This window comes from Reyranella soli (assembly GCF_007992495.1).
GTDB lineage: Bacteria > Pseudomonadota > Alphaproteobacteria > Reyranellales > Reyranellaceae > Reyranella > Reyranella soli.
Genome location: NZ_BKAJ01000011.1, coordinates 49,455 through 62,151, shown reverse-complemented (window position 1 = coordinate 62,151; position 12,697 = coordinate 49,455). Strand labels below are relative to the sequence as shown.

The 12,697-nt window shown below is 66.7% G+C and carries 11 protein-coding genes and 2 tRNA genes; 9 read left to right on the top strand and 4 right to left on the bottom strand.

Going from position 1 to position 12,697, the window contains the following annotated elements; genetic code table 11:
- Positions 1 to 14: 14 nt before the first annotated feature.
- The 5 genes from RSO01_RS03255 to RSO01_RS03235 are packed head-to-tail and all read left to right on the top strand — an operon-like array spanning position 15 to position 4,966.
- Positions 15 to 920 (top strand): DMT family transporter, encoded by a 906-nt coding sequence (locus RSO01_RS03255; protein WP_147146156.1) that lies wholly within the window; start codon positions 15 to 17, stop codon positions 918 to 920.
- A 5-nt stretch (positions 921 to 925) separates the two neighbouring features.
- Positions 926 to 2,089: a CaiB/BaiF CoA transferase family protein gene (locus RSO01_RS03250; RefSeq protein ID WP_147146154.1), complete on the top strand. Its 1,164-nt coding sequence runs from the start codon at positions 926 to 928 to the stop codon at positions 2,087 to 2,089.
- The gene (locus tag RSO01_RS03245) at positions 2,086 to 3,630 is read left to right on the top strand and encodes an acetyl-CoA acetyltransferase (protein WP_147146152.1); all 1,545 of its coding nucleotides are present in this window, start codon (positions 2,086 to 2,088) and stop codon (positions 3,628 to 3,630) included. Before RSO01_RS03250 ends, RSO01_RS03245 begins: the two co-directional genes overlap by 4 nt.
- A gap of 13 nt (positions 3,631 to 3,643) precedes the next feature.
- On the top strand, positions 3,644 to 4,477 hold the full coding sequence (locus RSO01_RS03240) for a phytanoyl-CoA dioxygenase family protein (RefSeq protein ID WP_170302813.1): 834 nt from the start codon (positions 3,644 to 3,646) through the stop codon (positions 4,475 to 4,477).
- Between the two features lie 15 nt (positions 4,478 to 4,492).
- Positions 4,493 to 4,966, top strand: a complete 474-nt coding sequence (locus tag RSO01_RS03235) for a GNAT family N-acetyltransferase (RefSeq protein WP_147146148.1) — start codon at positions 4,493 to 4,495, stop codon at positions 4,964 to 4,966.
- A gap of 20 nt (positions 4,967 to 4,986) precedes the next feature.
- Here the strand turns inward: RSO01_RS03235 and RSO01_RS03230 are convergent, their stop codons facing one another.
- The 4 genes from RSO01_RS03230 to RSO01_RS03215 form a co-directional block, all read right to left on the bottom strand.
- Complete coding sequence (locus tag RSO01_RS03230; RefSeq protein WP_147146146.1) at positions 4,987 to 7,668, bottom strand: valine--tRNA ligase; 2,682 nt, start codon at positions 7,666 to 7,668, stop codon at positions 4,987 to 4,989.
- 67 nt (positions 7,669 to 7,735) lie between these two features.
- Positions 7,736 to 8,323: a DUF2497 domain-containing protein gene (locus RSO01_RS03225; protein WP_147146145.1), complete on the bottom strand. Its 588-nt coding sequence runs from the start codon at positions 8,321 to 8,323 to the stop codon at positions 7,736 to 7,738.
- The gene (locus RSO01_RS03220) at positions 8,323 to 9,771 is read right to left on the bottom strand and encodes a TolC family outer membrane protein (protein WP_147146143.1); all 1,449 of its coding nucleotides are present in this window, start codon (positions 9,769 to 9,771) and stop codon (positions 8,323 to 8,325) included. The genes RSO01_RS03225 and RSO01_RS03220 overlap by 1 nt, the downstream gene beginning before the upstream one ends.
- Positions 9,772 to 9,852: 81 nt before the next feature.
- Positions 9,853 to 10,512, bottom strand: coding sequence for a protein-L-isoaspartate O-methyltransferase family protein (locus tag RSO01_RS03215; RefSeq protein WP_147146141.1), 660 nt, complete (start codon positions 10,510 to 10,512; stop codon positions 9,853 to 9,855).
- 122 nt (positions 10,513 to 10,634) lie between these two features.
- On the opposite strand from RSO01_RS03215, the gene RSO01_RS03210 reads away from it, so the two are divergent.
- The 4 genes from RSO01_RS03210 (at position 10,635) to RSO01_RS03195 (ending at position 12,693) form a co-directional block, all read left to right on the top strand.
- Positions 10,635 to 10,708: transfer RNA gene (locus tag RSO01_RS03210), tRNA-Cys, on the top strand.
- 181 nt (positions 10,709 to 10,889) lie between these two features.
- A tRNA-Asn gene (locus RSO01_RS03205) sits at positions 10,890 to 10,964 on the top strand.
- A gap of 53 nt (positions 10,965 to 11,017) precedes the next feature.
- A complete protein-coding gene (locus tag RSO01_RS03200; RefSeq protein WP_147146139.1) occupies positions 11,018 to 11,632 on the top strand; it encodes an NUDIX domain-containing protein in 615 nt (204 codons plus the stop codon).
- A gap of 59 nt (positions 11,633 to 11,691) precedes the next feature.
- On the top strand, positions 11,692 to 12,693 hold the full coding sequence (locus RSO01_RS03195) for a cysteine synthase A (protein WP_147146138.1): 1,002 nt from the start codon (positions 11,692 to 11,694) through the stop codon (positions 12,691 to 12,693).
- Positions 12,694 to 12,697: the final 4 nt, after the last annotated feature.

Sequence of the window (12,697 nt, the reverse complement as noted above, 5' to 3'; positions counted from 1 at the left end):
GACCGGGAGGAAACGTGCCGCTCTGGATACCGATCACCATCTTCGCTGCGCTGTGTCAGAACATCCGCACGACGATGCAGCAGAAAATACGTGGCGTGCTGAGCGTCGATGGCGCCAACTTCGTCCGATATCTTTATGGCGCACCGCTGGCCCTGGGGGCGCTGGCCTTCCTGGTATTCGGCACCGGCCGGCAGGTGCCGCATATCACGCTTGCCTTCCTCGGCCTGGTCACCATCGCAGGCGTCGCCCAGATCGTGGCGACGTCGCTGATGATCCACGCCTTCTCGCTGCGCAACTACGCGGTCGGCACGGTCTATTCCAAGACCGAGACGGTGTGGGTGGCACTGTTCGCCACCTACATCTCCCATGAGCCTCTGCACCTGCTGGCGTGGATGGGGATCATGGTCTGCCTGGGCGGCGTGGCGATCCTGAGCGTGCGCGGCTCGTTCGCCAATGTGCGCAGCGTGCTGGCCGACCTCACGCACAAGGGCGCGCTCTACGGCATGCTCTCGGGGGCGATCTTCGCGATCGCCGCCGGCACCATCCGCGAAGCCTCCAAGCTCATTCCCGATGGCGACTTCTGGGTGCGCGGCATCACCGTGCTGGCCTGCATGAACACTATCCAGGTCGTGTTGATGGGCCTTTACCTGTCGCGGCGCGACCGCCCGCAGCTCGGCAAGGTCTGGGTCAACTGGCGGTCGTCGATCTGGGTCGGCATTTTCAGCGTGCTCGGCTCGGCCGGCTGGGCGCTCGCCATGACCTTGGAGAATGCCGCGCTGGTGCGCGCCGTCGGCCAGATAGAGCTTGTCTTCACCTTCATCGCCTCGCATCTGGTGCTCAAGGAGCGGCCGTCGGCCGGCGAATGGCTGGGCAGTATCCTGGTGATCGGAGGCGTCGTGCTCATCCTCATTGGCCGGTGATTGAAATGACCGACGCGAACAACAGACCGCTACACGGCGTGCGCGTGCTCGACTTCTCGACCACCATCGCCGGGCCGCACTGCACGCGCCTCTTGGCTGACATGGGCGCCGACGTGATCAAGATCGAATCGCCCGAGGGCGACCTGATGCGCAGCCGTCCGGTGCAGCGCAACGGCGCCGGCACCATGTTCGGCCAACTCAATGCCGGCAAGCGCTGCATCGTGCTCGACCTCAAGAAACCCGAGGCGATCGCGGCGGTGAAGGCTCTGGTGAAGACGGTCGATATCGTGGTCGAGAATTACCGGCCCGGCGTCATGAAACGGCTCGGCCTCGACTATCCCGAGCTCGCCAAGATCAATCCCAAGATCATCTACGGCGCCATCTCGGGCTACGGCCAGACCGGCCCCGCCGCCGGCCGGCCGGCCTATGCGCCCGTGATCCATGCTTCGACCGGCTACGACATGGCGCATCTCGTCTACCAGCAGGGTCGCCAGCGGCCGGACAATTGCGGCATCTTCGTCGCCGACTATGCCAGCGGCGCCTATGCGCTGGGCGGCATTCTGGCCGCGCTGCACCAGCGCCACGTCACCGGCAAGGGCCAGATGGTCGATGTGTCGATGTTCGAGGCCCTGGTCGGCATGCTTCTGGGTGAGGTCAACCGCGCACAGTTCGACTTCGACATGCCGTCGCGGCCGATGTACGGGCCGGTCGAGGCGAAGGACGGCTTCGTCATGCTGGCGACGGCGAGCGAGCGCACCTTCCAGGACATGGCCACGGCCGCCGGCCGGCGTGACTGGCTGACCGATCCGCGCTTCGAGAAATACGCCGACCGGCGCATGAACTGGGACCAGTTCGTCGACGAATTCGAGGCGTGGTCGAGGACGCTTACAGTCAGGGAGTGCGTGGCCGCGCTGGAGAAGCACGGCGTGCCCTGCTCGCCCTATCTCACCGTCACCGAGGCCCTGCAGGATGCGCAGGTCGAGCATCGCGGCTCGCTCTGCACCATCGAGGACAGTGGCGGCAGCTACAAGTCGCCGGCGCCGCCGTTCCGCTTCTCCGGTTCGCCGGTGCAGAGCGGGCCCAAGGTCGCCGACCTTGGCGAGCATACGAAGAAGGTCCTGCAGGAAGCCGGCCTCGACGAGGCCGAGATCAAGGCGCTCGTGAAGTGATCGATCCACGGACGCCCATCCTGGTCGGCTGCGGCCAGATCACCGACACCACCAGCCTGCCGTCGAGCGAGCATTCCAATGTCGCCTTCGCCGCGGAAGCCGCGCGGCTGGCGCTCGCCGACACCGGCGCCGCGATCGGCGCGGAGGCGCTTGGCCGCAAGCTCGATGCGGTGGCGGTCCTGGAATTCTTTCCCGACGTCAGCCCGCGCTTCGCCTCGCCGTTCGGCCGTTGCACCAATCCGCCCAAGAGTGTCGCCAACCGCCTCGGCGCCACGCCGCGCCAGTCGATCTACACTCATCAGGGCGGCAACACGCCCCAGTACCTCGTCAACCGCTTCGCCGAGGAGATCGCGAACGGCGAGACCGGGCTGGCCTTGATCTGCGGCGCCGAACTGCTGCGCTCGACCCAGAATGCCCGGAAGGCTGGGCTCAAGATCGACCACAACGAGGATCCGGGTGGCGAGCCGACGCGCATCGGCGACAAGCGCTTCGGCTTCTCCGACGAGGAGGCACGGCACGACCTTCGGGCCGCGATCCACTTCTATCCCCTGCTGGAGAACGCCATCCGCGGCGGGCTGAAGCGCGACGTAGCGAGCCACATGACCGCGATGGGCCGGCTGTTCGAGCGACTGGCTGCGGTCGCCAAGGCCAATCCGCTGGCGACGCGCCGGGAGGGCTACAGTGCCGAGCGCCTGGCGACGATCTCCAACGATAATCGCTGGATCTGCTTCCCCTACCCGCGCCTGATGAATTCCAACGCCATCATCGATCAGGCTTCCGCCGTGCTGATGACGTCGGTCGAGAAGGCGCGCGAATGGGGCATCCCGCAGGACCGCTGGGTGTTCCTGCACGGCTGCGCCGACGGCACCGACACCTGGGTCGTGTCCGAGCGCGAGCGGCTCGATGCCTCGCCGGCGATCCGCGGCTGCGCGCGCGTGGCCTTCGACATGGCGGGCAAGACGGCGGCCGATGTGGCGGCCTTCGACCTCTACAGCTGCTTCCCCTCGGCGGTCGAGGTGGCGATGAAGGAGATCGGCATCGCCGACGACGATCGGCGCCCGATCAGCGTCACCGGCGGTCTCCCCTTCTTCGGCGGGCCGGGCAACAACTACGTCACGCACTCGATCGCCGAGATGATGAACGTGGTGCGCAAGGCGCCCGGGTCGTTCGGCATGGTGACGGCCAACGGCAACTACCTCACCAAGCATTCCGCCGGCCTTTACTCGACCGAGCCGACCAAGGGGCCATGGCGGCGCGAGGATCCCAAGAAGCTGCAGGCCGAGCTCGATGCGGGGTCGAAGCAACGGGTCAACACCAGGCCCAGCGGCACCGGCACGATCGAGACCTATTGCGTCACCTTCGGCAAGTCCGCGCCGGAAAAAGGCTACATCTACGGCCGCCTCGACAGCTCGGGCGAGAGATTTGTGGCCATGGCGGCCGACGATCCGGCGCTGCTGGCCGACATGCTGACGAAGGAGCAGCTTGGGCGTAAAGTAGCGGTCGGCGAGAAGGATGGCCGCAACATTTTCCGCCCTGTCTAGGTTCGAGGAAATCATGCCCAACATGCTGACGGCTGCACAGACGGCCGAGTTCAACGAAAAGGGTTTTACTTACGCCCGCGGCCTGTTCGCACCCGATGAGATCGACCTTCTGACGCGCGCCATGGAGGAGGATCCCGCCGTGCGCGGCAGCATCCTCGACCGGCGCGACGGCGAAGGCCGTTCGACACGCATTGCGCTGTGGAATCGCGCCGGCGACAGCGTCTACGGGCTGGCCGCGCGCTCCCGACGCATGGTCGACACCTCGGCCGCGCTGCTGGGCGGACCGGTTTATCACTACCAGTCCAAGCTCACGGCCAAGGAGCCCGAGGTCGGCGGCGCCTGGGAATGGCACCAGGATTACGGCTACTGGTACTACAACGGCTGCCTCAGGCCTGACCTGCTCTCGGTGATGATCGCCCTCGACAAGACGACGCGCGAGAACGGCTGCCTGCAGATCGCGACGGGCTCGCACCGGCTGGGGCGCATCGACCACACGCCGCTGTCGCCGACCCAGAACGAGGTCGATCCCAAGCGCATGCCGCACATCCTGGAGAAGTGCCCGATCGAGTATTGCGAGCTTGACAAGGGCGATGCGCTGATCTTCCACTGCAACGCCATCCATCGCTCCGACGCCAACCGCTCGGCCAACCGGCGCTGGACCTTGCTGATCTGCTACAACCGCGTCGACAACGACACGATCATCAAGAGCGACGATCGCTTTTTCGTGCCGCTCGACGCGGTCGACGACGACGCCCTGCGCCGCGCCGGCCTGCGCTTCGCGAGTGGCGACAACCAGGAGCACTTCGCCAGCCGGCCCTACGTGCCGGACCTGCGCAAGGCGTCATAGGCTCGGTGGCTGCCCGTGGACGTCCGTAAGGCCGAGACCACGGATATCGAGACAGCCGTCGAGCTGATGGAGCGAAGCCGCCGGCAGTTCCAGAAATTCCAGCCGACCTTCTGGCGCAAGGCGGAGAAGTCGGCGGCGGCAACGGAGACGTTCTTCGGCAGGCTGCTGACCGATCCCGACACGTACTTCCTGGTCGCCGTCGAGGGCAGCCGGCTGGAAGGCTTCCTGATCGCCCGCAAATTCCCCAGCTCTCCGGTCTTCGATCCGGGTGGCGACACCTGGCTGATCGACGATTTCTGCGTGGCCGAGCCCCGCCTCTGGCTCAGCATCGGCGAGGCGCTGCTGTCCCATGCGACGACCCTGATCCACGAGCATGGCGGCGTGCAGGTCGTCGTGGTCTCGGCCGACCGTGATCTCGCCAAGACCGAGATGCTGCGCCGTTCGGACCTCACCATCGCCTCGAACTGGTGGACCAAGCCGCTACGCTGACGGCCGGCGTGCGCGGGCGCTCACTCCCCTAACCGCTTCAGCGCCGCGCTGAGGCGGACGCGGGTCTGCTCGGCCTGCTGGCGGCGTTCGCGCTGCTCCTCGACGACCTCCTCGGGGGCGCGCGAGACGAAGGCGGCGTTGCCGAGCTTGGCGTCGATCTTGGCGATCTCGTCGCCCAGCTTCTTGATCTCCTTCTGCAGGCGCGCGCTCTCGGCCTTGAGATCGATGACCTCGCCGACCGGCAGGGCATAGGTCGCCTCGCCGACCACGATCTGCAGCGCGGCCTTCGGCGTCGATGTCGCGGCCTCGATGCCTTCGATGCGCGCCAGCCACTCGATGGCGGAGCGATGGGTCTCGATGCGCTGCTTCGTCGTGTCGTTGGCGCCGACGACCAGCAGTTTCAGCTTGGCGCCGCCAGGCACGTTCAGCTCGGAGCGGGCCGAGCGGATGTCGGAGATGAGCTTCACCAGCCAGCCGATCTCGGCGTCGGCGTCGGCATCGGTCGGCGCTTGTTGCGGCCAGGGCTGGCCGATCAGCATGCCGTGCTCGGCGCGATGGCCGAGCTTGTCCCACAGCTCTTCGGTGATGAAGGGCATCACGGGATGCAGGAGCTTGGCCGTCTCGCGGATCACGAAGGCGGTGACGGCCCGCGTTTCATCCTTGGCCGGACCGTCCTCGCCCTGCAGCACGGGCTTTGAGAGCTCGACGTACCAGTCGCAGACGATGCCCCAGATGAACTCATAGAGCGCGCTCGCCGCCTCGTTCAGCCGGAAGTCGGCGATGGCGCCGTCGATCGCGGCGTTGGCGCGGGCGAGCTCGCCCAGCACCCACTTGTTGATGGTGAGCTTGACCGACGAGGGATCGAACGCCTTCGGCAGCGCCGCGCCGTTCATCTCGGCAAAGCGCGTGGCGTTCCAGAACTTGGTGGCGAAGTTGCGCGAGCCTTCGACGCGCGCCGGCGCGAGGCGCAGCCGGCCGGCATTGTTGGCGGCCAGCGACGTCATGGTGAAGCGCAGCGCATCGGCGCCGTACTTGTCTATGAGCTCCAAGGGATCCATGGCGTTGCCCTTGGACTTGGACATCTTCTGTCCCTTCTCGTCCGTCACCAGGCCGTGCAGGTAGACGGTGCGGAAGGGCACGTCCTTCATGAAGTACATGCCCATCATCATCATGCGGGCGACCCAGAAGAACAGGATGTCCCAGCCGGTCACCAACACGTTGGTCGGGTAGTACTTCGCGAGCGCCTCGGTCCCGTCGGGCCAGCCGAGCGTCGAGAACGGCCACAGGGCCGAGCTGAACCAGGTGTCGAGCACGTCGGGATCGCGCTCGAGGGCCACGTCCTTGCCGTAGTGCGCGCGCGCCTCGGCCTTGGCGTCGGCTTCCGACATCGCCACGAAGATCTTCTTGTCCGGGCCGTACCACGCCGGGATCTGATGCCCCCACCACAGCTGGCGCGAAATCGTCCAGGGCTGGATGTTCTCCATCCAGCGGAAGAACTCCTCGCGGCCGCGCTCGGGCACGAAGGTCACGCGGCCGTCGCGCGCGGCCGCGATCGGCCCCTGCGCGAGCTTCTTGGCGTCGGCGTACCACTGCTCGGTCAGGAACGGCTCGACCGGCACGCCGCCGCGATCGCCGTAGGGCACGGTGTGGGTATGCGGCTCGATCTTCTCGACGAGGCCCAGCGCCTCCATGTCGGCCACCACCTTCTTGCGCGCATCGAAGCGATCCATGCCGCGATACGTCTCCGGCGCCTTGTCGTTCAGGCGCGCGAACTTGTCGAAGATGCTGATCGCCTCGAGCTTATGGCGGCGGCCGACCTCGAAGTCGTTGAAGTCATGGGCCGGCGTGATCTTGACCGCGCCCGACCCCTTCTCCGGGTCGGAATACTCATCGGCCACGATCGGGATTCGCCGGCCGACCAGCGGCAGGACGGCATGCTTGCCGATCAGATGCTTCCACTTGGGATCGTCGGGATGCACCGCGACGCCGGTGTCGCCCAGCATGGTCTCGGGCCGCGTCGTGGCGACGATGATGTGCTCGTCGCTGCCCTCGATCGGGTACCTGAAGTACCAGAGATGGCCCTTCGCCTCGCGCGATTCGACCTCGAGGTCGGAGATCGCGGTCAGCATCTTGGGATCCCAGTTGACCAGGCGGAGGTCCTTGTAGATCAGGCCCGCCTTGTAGAGGTCGACGAACACCTTGAGCACGGCGGCCGACAGGCCCTCGTCCATGGTGAAGCGCTCGCGGCTCCAGTCGCACGAGGCGCCGAGCCGGCGCAGCTGGCCGGTGATGGTGCCGCCCGAGTAGGCCTTCCATTCCCAGACCTTGGCCAAGAATTCCTCGCGGGTGAGCAGCTTCTTGTTGGCGTCGTTGCGGCTCTCGGCGCCCTCGACGGCCAGGCCCATGCCTTCCTGCTCGAGGTTGCGCACCACGACCATCTGGGTCGCGATGCCGGCATGGTCGGTGCCGGGCTGCCACAGCACGTCGTCGCCCTTCATGCGCCGCCAGCGGATCAGCACGTCCTGCAGGGTGTTGTCGAGCGCATGGCCCATATGCAGGCTGCCCGTGACGTTGGGCGGCGGGATGACGATGCAAAAGGGCGCCTTGGGCGATTCCGGATGCGCGCGGAAGGCGCCGCCCTGCTCCCATTCCGGGTACAGGCGGGCTTCGATCTCCTTGGGGTCGTAGGTCTTGTCGAGCATTTCTGAGCCTTATAACGAAAAACGCCACGGGTGGCGCCGTGGCGTTGGATTCCTCGGTGCCTGGGGGTTAGCGGCGGGTCAGCCGGACGATCTCCCGTTCGACATAGCGTTCGACGAGCTGCGGCAGGTTCTGGTCGAGCCATTCCTTCAGCATCGGCCGCAGCGTCTCCTTGACCAGCTCCTCGACCGTCTTGCCGCTGGCGAGCGCTGGACCGGGATTGGCGGCGGCCGGCGGCGGCACGCTGTCCTGGACAGCCTGGTTGAGGCGGGCGAAGGCCGAGGCCGTGCTGCCGGCGGCGCCACCGCCGACCAGCGACGAATCGGCGGGCCGAGCGAGCTCGATCGAGGGCTGCGGCATCTCGGCGGCGCGCACCGGATCGATGCGCGGCAAGGGAATCGGCGGCGGCACGACGGCCGACTTGGGCTCTTCGATGAGGTCGGTGAGCAGCAGCACGTCGTCGCGGCCGACGCCGTGAAGCTTGGGCTCGCCCTCAGGTCCGATACGCGGCGGTGTCACGGCTGGCCGGCCGCTCGGCTGAGCGGCATGCTGCTGATTGCTGACCTGAGCGCGCGCCTCGTCGTCGGAAATGATCTTCCGGATGGATGCCAGGATGTCATCCATCGACGGGTCGTTGGCGCTCTTGGCGTCAGCCATCACTTGCTCCCGAAGCCACCGCTGGTCGTGGTCGTCGGGGCTGGCGCCGGCGGCGGGCCCTGCGTCTCACCGGCGGTCCCCCAGCCGATCCAGCGGGAGCCCACCTCGTTATAATAGCGCTCTTCGTCGTAATACTCGACGGGCAAAGCCATGCTGCGCGCAGTGAGCCGGCCGATGCCGGCCAGCACGCCGTAGTACGCGACCTGCGTGTCGCGCCGCGCCTGCACCAGGTTGACCTGGGAGTTCAGCAATTCCTGTTCCGCGTTCAACACGTCCAGCGTGGTGCGCGAGCCGACCAGTGCTTCCTGGCGCACGCCGTTCAACGCCACTTCGTTGGCGCGCACCTGCGCCTCGAACGAGGTGACGCGCGAGCGCGCCGCATCGAGCTGGCGCCAGGCGCGGATCACGTTCTCGGCCTGCGTGCGGCGCGCGCTGTCGAGCTCGTTGCGGCGCTGCGCCACCAGCTCCTTGGCCTGGCGGATGCGCGACCATTCGCTGCCGTTCTGGTAGATCGGCACCGTTGCCTGCAGGCGCACGCCGTAGGTGTAGTAGCGGTCGGTCGGGACCTGCAGGTCGAACTGCTGCTGGATGACGCCGACCAGGTTGACCTGGGGCAGCAGGTCGCCGACGGCGGTATTGACGCTGTAGGAGGCGGCCGAGATGCGGTACTGGGCCGTCACGGCGCGCGGGCCCATGTCCATGGCGAGCGAGATTGCCTCCTCCTCGCTCACCGGCAGGCCGCCGATCAGGGGCATCTCGCCCAGCCGACCCGGCTTCTGGCCGATGGTGCGCTGGAACCCAGCCTCGGAGATCCGCACTTGCGCCTCGGCCTGCACCAGGTCGGCGCGCGCGCCTTCGAGGCGCGCCTCGGCCTGCGACACGTCGGTAATCGTCAATTCGCCGACGCGGAAGCGCTCGCGCGTGGCGTCCAACTGCTGGATCAGCACGCGCACGTTGTTGCGGCGGGCATCGGCGATGGCGATGTTCTGCACCAGGTCGGCATAGGACGTCGTTGCCGCCAGCAGCACGTTCTGCTCGGTGTCAGCGAGCGCGGCACGCTGCGCCTGGATGTTGGCCTGGGCCGTCTTGGTCTCCGAGACGGTCTTGCCGCCGCGGAAGATCGGCTGGACCAGCTGCAGTGTCGTGAACCGGCCGTTCAGGAAGAAGAAGGTCGGCGTCGTCCTGATTGAATAGGAGTCCTGCTCGAGCTTGTTGTACTCGAGCGACAGCGTGATCCTGGGCCGCCAGTTGGCGACTGCCTGGGCCAGCGATTCATCGGTCTGGCGCAGCAGCGCGCGGCTCGCCAGCAGGTCGGGATTGCTGTTGTACGTGGTCGACAGCGCCTCGATCAGGCTCTGCGACCAAGCATTCGAAGCGGCCCCCAACCCGACCGCGAGGGCGCACACTGCTGTCGCGCGCGCGAGCCTCAAGCTGGGCCGGATACGCATTCAAGAACCCTCATTTGTGGTCGATAGCCTAACATTGGTCAGTTTCGATTTCCTAGTGTTAGAACTGACCCGCAGCAAAGATCAGAAGGTGAAGCGTGGCGGCGGCGCGAAACCCGGCAACGCGGGCGTTCCGGCATCGAAAAGCGGGCGTCCGGAGGCCACACCGCCCTCTTTGACGAAAAGCTGGGCGCTGCCCAGTGCGCCCGGCGGGCCGGCGACGATCGTCCCCATCCGGCCGCCATCCACAAGCTGGTCGAGGATCGCCGACGGGACCTGGCGCACGGCGCCTTCGATCAGGATGACGTCGTACGGCCCCGCGGCGGCAGCGCCCGCCTCCAGCGGTCCGACCTTCTGCTCGATGCCGGTGAGGCCCAGTTCCTGCGCCGTGCGCTCCGCGGCGGCAGCCAGGGCGGCGTCGCTTTCGACGGCGACGACGGATTTCACGAGCCGTGCCAATAGGGCCGCGCCATAGCCGCGACCGGATGCCACCACCAGCGCGCGGTCGGTCTCGCGCGGTTGCAGGGTCTGGATAAGTCGCGCCAGCACCATGGGCTCCATCAGGAAGCGGCCACCGCCTAACGGCACGTCGTCGTCGGAATAGGCCACCGAGCGTAGCCCGTCGGGCAGGAATTTTTCACGCGGCAACGCGCCGATCACGGCCAGAAGCTGGCTGTTGGTCACACGGTTGGGCCGGAGCTGGCCCTCTACCATGTTGCGGCGCGCGAGCGTGAAGTCGGTCATCCCCTGCCCTCTAGATATCGCGACATTTTATAAGCGGTGGCACACGATAGCGCAAAGGCGCTCTGGTCGCGGGCGCTTGCCCTTGGTGCACGGCGTGGGTATAGCAGCGCCGCTCCTCGTGCGGCCTGGTGGCAGAGTGGTGATGCAGCGGACTGCAAATCCGCGTATGCCGGTTCGATTCCGGCCCAGGCCTCCACATCGCACCGATCCACTCCTTGTTTTTCAGGCTTTCTCCAACATAGGCTAAGCCCAAGGAAGGGAGCGACCATTGGGTTTTGAGTGACCCAGGCCTTCTTTCGGGCCTTGCATGCCTCGGGACGCTCTGCCACAACACCGCGCCTTCCGTCCGGCGTGCCGCGCCGACGTGAGGTTCTTGATCCGGGGTAGCTCAGCGGTAGAGCAATCGGCTGTTAACCGATCGGTCGCCGGTTCGAATCCGGCCCCCGGAGCCAATTCTGGGCCGCTCTCGTTACTGAGGGCGGCCCTTTTTGCATCCGGAGCCGATATGCCGCCGCGCGCCCTGCCCAATGAAACAGTCGAGCTGGTCGACCATGTCGTGGCTTACCAGGGCCGCTTCCGCATCAGTCGCTACCAGCTCCGCCACGGCCTCTACCAAGGCGGCCAGAGCGCCGTCCTGAAGCGCGAGGTGTTCGAGCGCGGCACCGCCGCCGCCGTTCTGCCCTACGATCCGCGGCGCGACGAGGTCGTGCTGATCCGCCAGTTTCGCGCCGGCTCCTATGTCGCCGGTCGGCACCCGTTCACTTGGGAGATCGTCGCCGGCATCATCGAGGAAGGCGAATCGGCGGAGGAGCTGGCGCGCCGCGAGGCGGTCGAGGAAGCTTCGCTCGAGATCCGCGAAACGATCCCCATCCATGACGTCATCCTCAGTCCCGGCGCCTGCTCGGAATGCTGCGTGATCCTTGTCGGCCACGTCGACTCGACGAATGCGGGCGGCGTGTTCGGCTTGGAATCCGAAGGCGAGAACATCCTGGTGAAGGCCCTGCCCTTCGCTGAAGTGCGCACCATGCTGGAGCACGGCGAGATCGACAACGCCATCGCCGTGATCGCCCTGCAGTGGCTGGCGCTGCATCGCGACGAGGTGCGCGCGCGCTGGCGTTAGCGCGAGGGTCGCGATACGGTCCGGCCAGGGAAGCGAAGGGTCGAAAGAGCGAGCACGCCATGGACGTCCGGTCGGGTTTCATCGATAGCATCGGCAACACGCCGTTGATCAAGCTGATCGCCGCGTCCGAAGCGACGGGCTGCAACATCTACGGCAAGGCGGAGTTCCTCAATCCAGGCGGATCGGTCAAGGATCGCGCGGCGCTGGCCATCATCGAGGACGCCGAGAAGAAGGGGAAGCTCAGGCCCGGCGGCGTGATCGTCGAGGGCACCGCGGGCAACACCGGCATCGGCATCGCCCTGGTCGCCAATGCGCGCGGCTATCGCTCGGTGATCGTGATGCCCGAGACGCAGAGCCAGGAAAAGAAGGACATGCTGCGGCTGTGCGGCGCCGACCTGCGCCTGGTGCCGGCGCTGCCCTACGCCAATCCCGGCAACTACGTCCGCTATTCCGGCACGCTCGCCGAGGAGATGGCCAAGACCGAGCCCAACGGCGCGATCTGGGCCAACCAGTTCGACAATGTCGCCAACCGCGACGGCCACTATCGCACCACCGGTCCCGAGATCTGGGACCAGACCGACGGCAAAGTCGACGGCTTCACCTGCTCGGTCGGCAGCGGCGGCACGCTGGGCGGCGTGGCGCGCGCGCTCAAGGAGCGCAATCCCAACGTCAAGATCGCGCTCAGCGATCCGATGGGCTCGGCGCTCTACAACTGGTACGCCAAGGGCGAGCTCAAGGCCGAGGGCAACTCGATCACCGAAGGCATCGGCCAGGGCCGGGTCACCGCCAATCTCGACGGCACGCCGCTCGACATGGCCTACCAGATCACCGACGAGGAAGCCTTCCCCATCCTCTACGACCTGATCGAGCACGAAGGACTGGTGCTGGGCGGCTCGACCGCCATCAACATCGTCGGCGCCATGCGGCTCGCGCGCGATCTCGGCCCAGGCAAGACCGTCGTCACCATCCTGGCCGACGGCGGCCAGCGCTATCAGTCCAAGCTCTTCAATCCGGCCTTCCTGCGCGAGAAGAACCTGCCGCTGCCGCCCTGGATGAAGTAGGCGG

Coding starts and splice junctions, on each gene's coding strand:
- RSO01_RS03250 (WP_147146154.1), top strand. CDS start 926: ATGACCGACGCGAACAACAGACCGCTACACGGCGTGCGCGTGCTCGAC.
- RSO01_RS03240 (WP_170302813.1), top strand. CDS start 3,644: ATGCCCAACATGCTGACGGCTGCACAGACGGCCGAGTTCAACGAAAAG.
- RSO01_RS03230 (WP_147146146.1), bottom strand. CDS start 7,668: ATGCTCGACAAGACCTACGACCCCAAGGAGATCGAAGCCCGCCTGTAC.
- RSO01_RS03225 (WP_147146145.1), bottom strand. CDS start 8,323: ATGGCTGACGCCAAGAGCGCCAACGACCCGTCGATGGATGACATCCTG.
- RSO01_RS03220 (WP_147146143.1), bottom strand. CDS start 9,771: ATGCGTATCCGGCCCAGCTTGAGGCTCGCGCGCGCGACAGCAGTGTGC.
- RSO01_RS03215 (WP_147146141.1), bottom strand. CDS start 10,512: ATGACCGACTTCACGCTCGCGCGCCGCAACATGGTAGAGGGCCAGCTC.
- RSO01_RS03200 (WP_147146139.1), top strand. CDS start 11,018: ATGCCGCCGCGCGCCCTGCCCAATGAAACAGTCGAGCTGGTCGACCAT.
- RSO01_RS03195 (WP_147146138.1), top strand. CDS start 11,692: ATGGACGTCCGGTCGGGTTTCATCGATAGCATCGGCAACACGCCGTTG.